Annotated in this window: 2 protein-coding genes and 2 rRNA genes (1 of these 4 running past the window's edge); 2 read left to right on the top strand and 2 right to left on the bottom strand. The window is 60.3% G+C overall.

The annotated features are described in order from the left end of the window. Together ACVOMF_RS05230 and rrf are read left to right on the top strand one after the other, a co-directional pair. Positions 1–2,291: ribosomal RNA gene (locus tag ACVOMF_RS05230) — 23S ribosomal RNA — on the top strand (it extends 587 nt beyond the left edge of the window). A gap of 124 nt (positions 2,292–2,415) precedes the next feature. Continuing rightward, a 5S ribosomal RNA gene (rrf, locus tag ACVOMF_RS05225) occupies positions 2,416–2,530 on the top strand. Positions 2,531–3,074: 544 nt separating this feature from the next. Here rrf and ACVOMF_RS05220 read toward each other — a convergent pair. Then, entirely contained in the window at positions 3,075–4,151 is a 1,077-nt protein-coding gene (locus tag ACVOMF_RS05220; protein ID WP_481508322.1) for an alpha/beta fold hydrolase, read from the bottom strand. 491 nt (positions 4,152–4,642) lie between these two features. Next, the gene (locus tag ACVOMF_RS05215; protein ID WP_481508321.1) at positions 4,643–7,495 is read right to left on the bottom strand and encodes a TonB-dependent receptor plug domain-containing protein; all 2,853 of its coding nucleotides are present in this window, start codon (positions 7,493–7,495) and stop codon (positions 4,643–4,645) included. Positions 7,496–7,728: the final 233 nt, after the last annotated feature.

Raw genomic sequence — 7,728 nt, 5'->3', positions numbered from 1 at the left:
TTAACCGTATAGGGGAGGCGAAGGGAAACCGAGTCTGATAAGGGCGCATAGTCGCGGGCAGTAGACCCGAAACCGGGTGATCTAGTCATGCCCAGGGTGAAGGTGCGGTAACACGCACTGGAGGCCCGAACCCACTCCCGTTGCAAAGGTAGGGGATGAGGTGTGATTAGGAGTGAAAAGCTAATCGAACCCGGAGATAGCTGGTTCTCCTCGAAAGCTATTTAGGTAGCGCCTCATATGTATCCTCTCGGGGGTAGAGCACTGTTATGGCTAGGGGGTCATCGCGACTTACCAAACCATTGCAAACTCCGAATACCGAGACGGACTGTATGGGAGACACACGGCGGGTGCTAACGTCCGTCGTGAAAAGGGAAACAACCCAGACCCACAGCTAAGGTCCCAAATTTTGTGCTAAGTGGAAAACCATGTGGAAAGGCACAGACAGCCAGGAGGTTGGCTTAGAAGCAGCCACCCTTTAAAGAAAGCGTAATAGCTCACTGGTCGAGTCGGTCTGCGGGGAAGATTTAACGGGGCTAAGCACAGAACCGAAGCTTGGGGTGCATAACTTTGTTATGCGCGGTAGAGGAGCGTTCCGTAAGCCTGTGAAGGTGAGTTGAGAAGCTTGCTGGAGGTATCGGAAGTGCGAATGCTGACATGAGTAACGATAATGCGGGTGAAAAACCCGCACGCCGAAAGCCCAAGGTTTCCTTGCGCAACGTTAATCGGCGCAGGGTGAGTCGGCCCCTAAGGCGAGGCAGAAATGCGTAGTCGATGGGAAGCAGGTTAATATTCCTGCACCTCGCGTAAGTGCGATGGAGGGACGGAGAAGGTTAGGTGTACCAGGCGTTGGTTGTCCTGGGGAAAGGCGGTAGGTTTGGATCTTTGGCAAATCCGGGATCCTTTAAGACCGAGCACCGAGACGAGCCTTTAAGGCGAAGTCACTGATACCACGCTTCCAGGAAAAGCTCCTAAGCTTCAGCTTACGCAGACCGTACCGTAAACCGACACAGGTGGGTAGGATGAGAATTCTCAGGCGCTTGAGAGAACTCGGGTGAAGGAACTAGGCAACATGGCACCGTAACTTCGGGAGAAGGTGCACCCTTTTTGGTGGCTCATGCGAGCTATAGCTGAAGAGGGTCGCAGTAACCAGGCCGCTGCGACTGTTTATCAAAAACACAGCACTCTGCAAACACGAAAGTGGACGTATAGGGTGTGACGCCTGCCCGGTGCTGGAAGGTTAATTGATGGGGTCAGCCGCAAGGCGAAGCTCTTGATCGAAGCCCCAGTAAACGGCGGCCGTAACTATAACGGTCCTAAGGTAGCGAAATTCCTTGTCGGGTAAGTTCCGACCTGCACGAATGGCGTAACGACAGCGGCGCTGTCTCCACCCGAGACTCAGTGAAATTGAAATCGCTGTGAAGATGCAGCGTTCCCGTGGCAAGACGGAAAGACCCCGTGAACCTTTACTATAGCTTTACACTGAACGTTGAGTTCGTCTGTGTAGGATAGGTGGGAGGCTATGAAACTGTGGCGCTAGCTGCAGTGGAGCCATCCTTGAAATACCACCCTGTCGTGCTTGACGTTCTAACCTAGGTCCATTATCTGGATCGGGGACCGTGTATGGTGGGTAGTTTGACTGGGGCGGTCTCCTCCTAAAGAGTAACGGAGGAGCTCGAAGGTACGCTCAGCGCGGTCGGACATCGCGCACTGTGTGCAAAGGCATAAGCGTGCTTGACTGCAAGATCGACGGATCAAGCAGGTAGGAAACTAGGACTTAGTGATCCGGTGGTTCTGTATGGAAGGGCCATCGCTCAACGGATAAAAGGTACTCCGGGGATAACAGGCTGATACCGCCCAAGAGTTCATATCGACGGCGGTGTTTGGCACCTCGATGTCGGCTCATCACATCCTGGGGCTGTAGTCGGTCCCAAGGGTATGGCTGTTCGCCATTTAAAGTGGTACGCGAGCTGGGTTCAGAACGTCGTGAGACAGTTCGGTCCCTATCTGCCATGGGCGTTGGAAGTTTGAGAGGGGCTGCTCCTAGTACGAGAGGACCGGAGTGGACGAACCTCTGGTGTTCCGGTTGTCACGCCAGTGGCATTGCCGGGTAGCTATGTTCGGAAGCGATAACCGCTGAAAGCATCTAAGCGGGAAGCGCGCCTCAAGATGAGACTTCCCGGGGCACAAGCCCCCTAAAGGAACCATATAGACTATGTGGTTGATAGGTCAGGTGTGTAAGTGCAGCAATGCATTGAGCTAACTGATACTAATGATCCGTGTGGCTTGACCATATAACCTCAAGTTGCCTTGGCCGACATGACATGTCGATAGAGTCCAAGTGCACGCTACGTCACAAGATCCATGAGAGGCAGGCGCCTAAATCCGTTACTTGGATGGCGACGCTCCAATCGTCTCCCTGATGAAATTAGCGCTATGGAACCACCCGATCCCATCCCGAACTCGGAAGTGAAACGTAGCCGCGCCGATGGTAGTGCAGCCTAAGCTGTGCGAGAGTAGGTCATCGTCAGGATTCAAACCAAAAACCCCGCTGCCAGAAGCAGCGGGGTTTTTCTTTGCCTGCAGTAAAAGCGGGCTTTTGGCAGCGATGGCAGGCTTTTGTGGGAGCGGCGCAGGGTGGCCTAGGGCCATCAGCCGCGAAGCGCGTAGAAACAACGACACAGAAAGGCTTGAACCAAGCCAGAAGCCAGAAGCCAAAAGCCAGAAGCCAAAAGCCAAAAGCCAAAAGCCAAAAGCCAAAAGCCAAAAGCCAAAAGCTGCCCTCATCCCAACCCTCGCTCTGCGCCCCGGCCCTTGCGCTGGCGCAAGGGCGTTCGATGGGCAGCGAACCAATGGTTCGCAAGCTGCCCCTCTCACTCCGCAGGCGTGAGAAGGGCTTGAGCAACTGCCGGAGCAATGGCCAAAGCCAGAGCCGAAGCCAGAGCCGAAGCCAAAGCCACAGCCAAAGCCAAAGCGTTGGGGCTCTGCTGGCGTCGCGTGGAATGCCCCTGCCGAACATGGTTCGGCACTACGGGTTCGCGGGGCCTTGGTCAACCGTCACGAAAACCGCCGGAAACTCAGAGGCTGGCTGTCACCGTAGGCGCACAGCGGCCATTTTCGTCAGCCTGTTCGAACCATGTGTTCACCGCGTCTGATAGACGATCCAGACGCATCGGCAATGTCAGGTGGTCTTCGGCGGCGACTTCAAGATAGCGCGCGTGCGGAGCGGCCGCCGCCAAAGCGCGGCCCTGTGCTACCGGAATGTGCTCGTCGTCGCGGCCGTGTATCAACAGCACGCAAGCGGGAACCTGTGCCAAGGCCTGACCGACGTCCACATGGTCCAGATTGAGGCCCAGTTTGCGATCGGTCGTGGCGATTGCTTCGTCCAGACCGCGGCCGCCGTACTGCCAGCGCGCCAGCGGCAGGGCGACATAGTCGCTCCAACGCTCCGCCGGCTTGGCCAGCATGTGCGGCACCATCGTGCGGATTGCTTCGCCGGCGTTGTCGAAGGATTCCATCGCTACGACGCTGCGCAGCTGCGGGCCTAGTTCGCGCGCGGCGAAGATCGCGGTAGCGGCACCATAGGAGACACCGAGCAGATGCACCGGGCCGGCGATCTGGCCTTCGCTCTTCAGAGCTTTCAAGGCGGCGACCACATCTTCGCCTTCGCGGGTGCCATAGCCGGAAAGCGCATTACCGGAGCGACCGTGATTGCGCAGATCCAAGGCGATCGTGCGGTAGCCCTGTTGAGCCAGTTCGAGCGACCAAGGCATCAGCGAGCCGCCATCCATCATCCAGCCATGCAGCAGGATCACCGTACCGCGTGGCTGGGCGGGGTTCTCGGTGTTTGGGGCCGAGGCCTCCAGCGAGAACTCCGGGAAGCGCTTTCCCTTGCCCAGATAACGGTAGTCCAGCCGGTAGTCGCCAGGCTCGAACGACACCCAGTGCAGGGTGACGCCATCACTGCCGGCAACGCTGCCTTGCTGATGCGGCAGGCGGGCGAGCAGGGCGTTGATGCGCTCGGTGGGGACCAGCGGTGATGTGCCGCCAGGTGCAGCTAATCGTTCACTGAGCGATAGCGGCGGGACGGGATTGGAGAGGGCAAAGCCAGCCAGCATCACGCAGACGCCAGCCAGCGCCAGCGAACGAAGCATGGCGGGAACCGGTTTGGGGAGCCTGCCACGTTAGTGACTATGCAGCGCTGCATCTACCGTGTGGCGATGACAGGCAGATGACCGTTGTGTGGTGTTTGGGTTGCGGTGAGTTCCGCTACCGATCAGGTGCCGGTCAAACAGCGGGCCGTGTGACAGACAGGCGCCCTTGTTTGTGGCAGCGGCGTATGCCGCGAAGCAGATCAGGGGGCCGCATCTTCAGGCGCTGTGCTTCCAAGGAAAATGCGCTTGCAGCTGTTTGTACGAGCGGCGTTGGCCGCGAAGCTGGTAATGCATCTGCGATTGACGGTCTTGCACTTGCAGCCTCTTGGGTCGTCGGAGCGGTGAAGCTGGTTGATTGCGGCAGGCCAGCGACGAAGCGGGTGGAGCCGCCCTCAGCCCAACCCCTCTCTCGCACGCGGGAGAGGGGCTTCAAGCGCGGCGCTGAGGATTGTCGGCAGTGTCATCAACACCCAGCGCTGTTGTTACCTGGATCAGAAGCGCTGCTGGTACTTCATGTACATGAAACGACCGATGTCGAAGCCACCGTAGTAGGTGAAGCTGCTGTTCGGCTGGCTGTACATGATCGGGCCTTCGTGCTTGAACACGTTGTTGACGCCCAGCGACACGGTGCCGTTCCACGGCATGGCATAACGCACCTGCAGGTCGTGGAAGGTGTTGGAGCCCAGCTTGCGGCTCGGCTGCATGTCGGTGTACGCCGACTGGAAGTCCGGCATGTTGCACTCCGGGCCACCGTCCAGATCGTAGGAACACTTCTCCTTCATGCTGGAGTAGTAACGGGTGGTCCAGCTCGCGCCGAAGTTGCCGTTCTGCCAATCCAGCGTCAGGTTGGAGCGCAAGCGGAAGTTGCCTTCCCAACCCGTGAACTCTTCGACCGGGGTGGTGGCTGCGTTGTCGCTCTTGCGCGACAAGTAGTCCACGTACGTGGTGTTCCAGCGCAGCGACAGCTGGCCGTACGCCATTTCCGGCAGACGGTAGCGAACGCCGAGGTCGTAGCCTGCGGTTTCCTGGTAACCGGCATTGTTCAACGAACGGTTCATGCCGCTGACCTGGCCCTTGTTGGTGCCGGAGCTGTAGCGGGTGAAGCGGTCGCAGGCGGAGGCAATGCCCTGCACATAGCACTGGTTGAGGATATCGGTGGCCGACTCGCCAACGATGACGTTGTCGATGCGGATCTTCCACCAGTCCAGGCTCAGGTCCAGGCCGCTGACGAAGTCCGGGCTGTAGACCAGGCCGACGGTCCAGGTCTTGGCGGTTTCCGGCTTCAGCGCGGCGTTGGAACCGGAGGTGAAGTCGGTGACGGCCTGTACGCCGGAGGTGGTGGCCAGTTCGCCGTCGCCGGTCTTCTGGCGGAAGCCTGCGCCCATGCCGGCAGCGGTGCAGCGTGCAGCCACTTCGGCATTGCGTGCAGCCGCACCGAACGAGCGATCGCAGGGATCGGTGACGCGGTCACGGGTGGTGACGGTGCCGCCGTACAGGTCGTCCACGGTCGGCGCGCGGAAGCCGGTGCCGTAGGTGGCGCGGACCAGCAAGGTGTCGATCGGCTTCCACTTCAGGCCGAACTTGCCGTTGGTGGTGCCACCGAAGTTGTTGTAGTCCGAGTAACGGCCGGCCAGGTCCAGCGACAGTTCACGTGCGAAGGGAATGTCGGCCAGCAGCGGTACCTGCACTTCCAGGTAGACCTCGTCCAGCTTGTAGTCACCACGCGTCGGTGCGCCGCTGGTGCCGGCGATTTCGCCGTTCTGCACCATCAGGTCCGGGGTGTAGCTGGCTTCTTCGCTGCGATGCTCAACACCCATCGCCGCCATGATGTCACCGGCGGGCAGGCTCGCCAGCGAGCCGGAGATGTTGGCGCTGACCACCTTGGTGGTGCTGCGGATTTCATCGGTGAAGCGGGTGAAGATGTAGTCGCGTACCGCCTTGTCGCTGAGCGAGCCGGGGGTGTTGCTGCCGGCCGGTGCCAGCGGATTCCACGGCACGCAACCTTCGATCACGTTGCCGATGCTGCCGCAGCGGGCAACACCGCTGGCGTCGATGAAGGACGGGCCGACGGCCAGGTTGACGTTCGGCTGGTACATGCTCTGCAGGCTGCGGCGCTCGCCTTCATTGCGGTTGAACATGTAGCTCACGTTCCAGTCCCAGAACCGCGAGCCGGTCTCGAAGCTGCCTTCCAGGCCAACGCTGGCGCGCTTGGTGGTCAGCGCGTTGTTGGTCGCACGCGGGTACTCCTCGGTGCGGCGCGAGAACAACACGTCCTTGCCCCAGTGGTTGAACGCACTGGTGGCCGAGAGTGCGGCACGCGCGCCGCTGGCTGCCTGCGCAGCCGACACCGAGTACGGGTAACCGGCAAGTTGCTTGACCGACTCGCGCTCGCTGTACAGAACGTCGGCTACAACGCGAAGATCGTCGGTGATCTGGAAACCACCATTGGCGAAGGCCGACTTGCGCTCCAGTGAGGAGAGCAGGGTCATGTTGGTTTTGGTGTTGGCGTAGGTCGCCGGGTCGCGCGGTTTGAAGTTGGCCGCGTTGGACGGATCGCCGCCCGGGCCGACGCTGAGCACTTTGCCGTCGACGGTGACCGAGCCCCATTCGGTCGTGCCATTGAGGCCGTCACCGGAGTGGTAGGGGCCGTTGGGGTAGGCGGTGAATTCACGCGCGCCACCCAGTACCGGGTCTTCCTCGGACTTCTCGGCGCCAATGCTGAACCAGCCGCGGTCGAAGGTCTTGCCGAAGTTGGCGCTGTAGGAGCGCTTCTGGCCGTCGCCTTCGCCGTACTGGCCAACATAGGCGCTGGCGTTGCCGCCGTCGAAGTTCTTGCGGGTGATGACGTTGACCACGCCGGCGATGGCGTCCGAGCCGTACAGTGCCGAAGCACCATCGGTCAGCACTTCAACGCGCTCGACGATGGCAGAGGGAATGGAGCCAACGTCGGAGAAGCCGCCGGCGCTGACGCCCATGCGGCGCCCGTCGATCAGCACCAGGGTACGTTCCGGGCCAAGGTTGCGCAGGCTGACATACATGCCGCCGTAGTCGCGGCCGGACGACAGCGCCGAGGCGCGGCTCAGCGACGGTGCGCCGGCAGCGGTGACGTCCTGCAGGATGTCGGCGACGTTGACGTAGCCCTTCTTCTCGATTTCCACACGGCTCAAGGCGATGACCGGCTGTGCGGTTTCAACGCTGGCCTGGCGGATACGCGAACCGGTGATCTCGACACGGTCCAGCGTGGTGGTGGTTTCGTTTGCGCCCTGTGCGAACGCGGTGAGGCTGCAGCTGCCAAGCAACGCGAGGGTGATCGCGGAGCACAGCGGGGTCGACTTCAAATACATCGCTTTCGGTTTTCCTTTATACCAACTACAAAAAAGGCGCCCTTGTGGGGCGCCGTCACAGATGCATCACCATTGGGGGAGGGACACAGCATCTGCCATCACAGCTCCGCTGGCCGCCGGGACTTGGGCGGGCGCGCATGATGACCGAAAGCGATGGCTGCGTGAAGGTAGACTTTCCGCCAACCCACCTGCACGTGGGCAGGTGGGTTGCTGAGCTGGCGAGCTGCGCTGTG

The sequence above is a fragment of the Stenotrophomonas sp. STEN022 genome (assembly GCF_056760155.1).
This window is presented reverse-complemented; position numbering and strand designations above follow the sequence as displayed.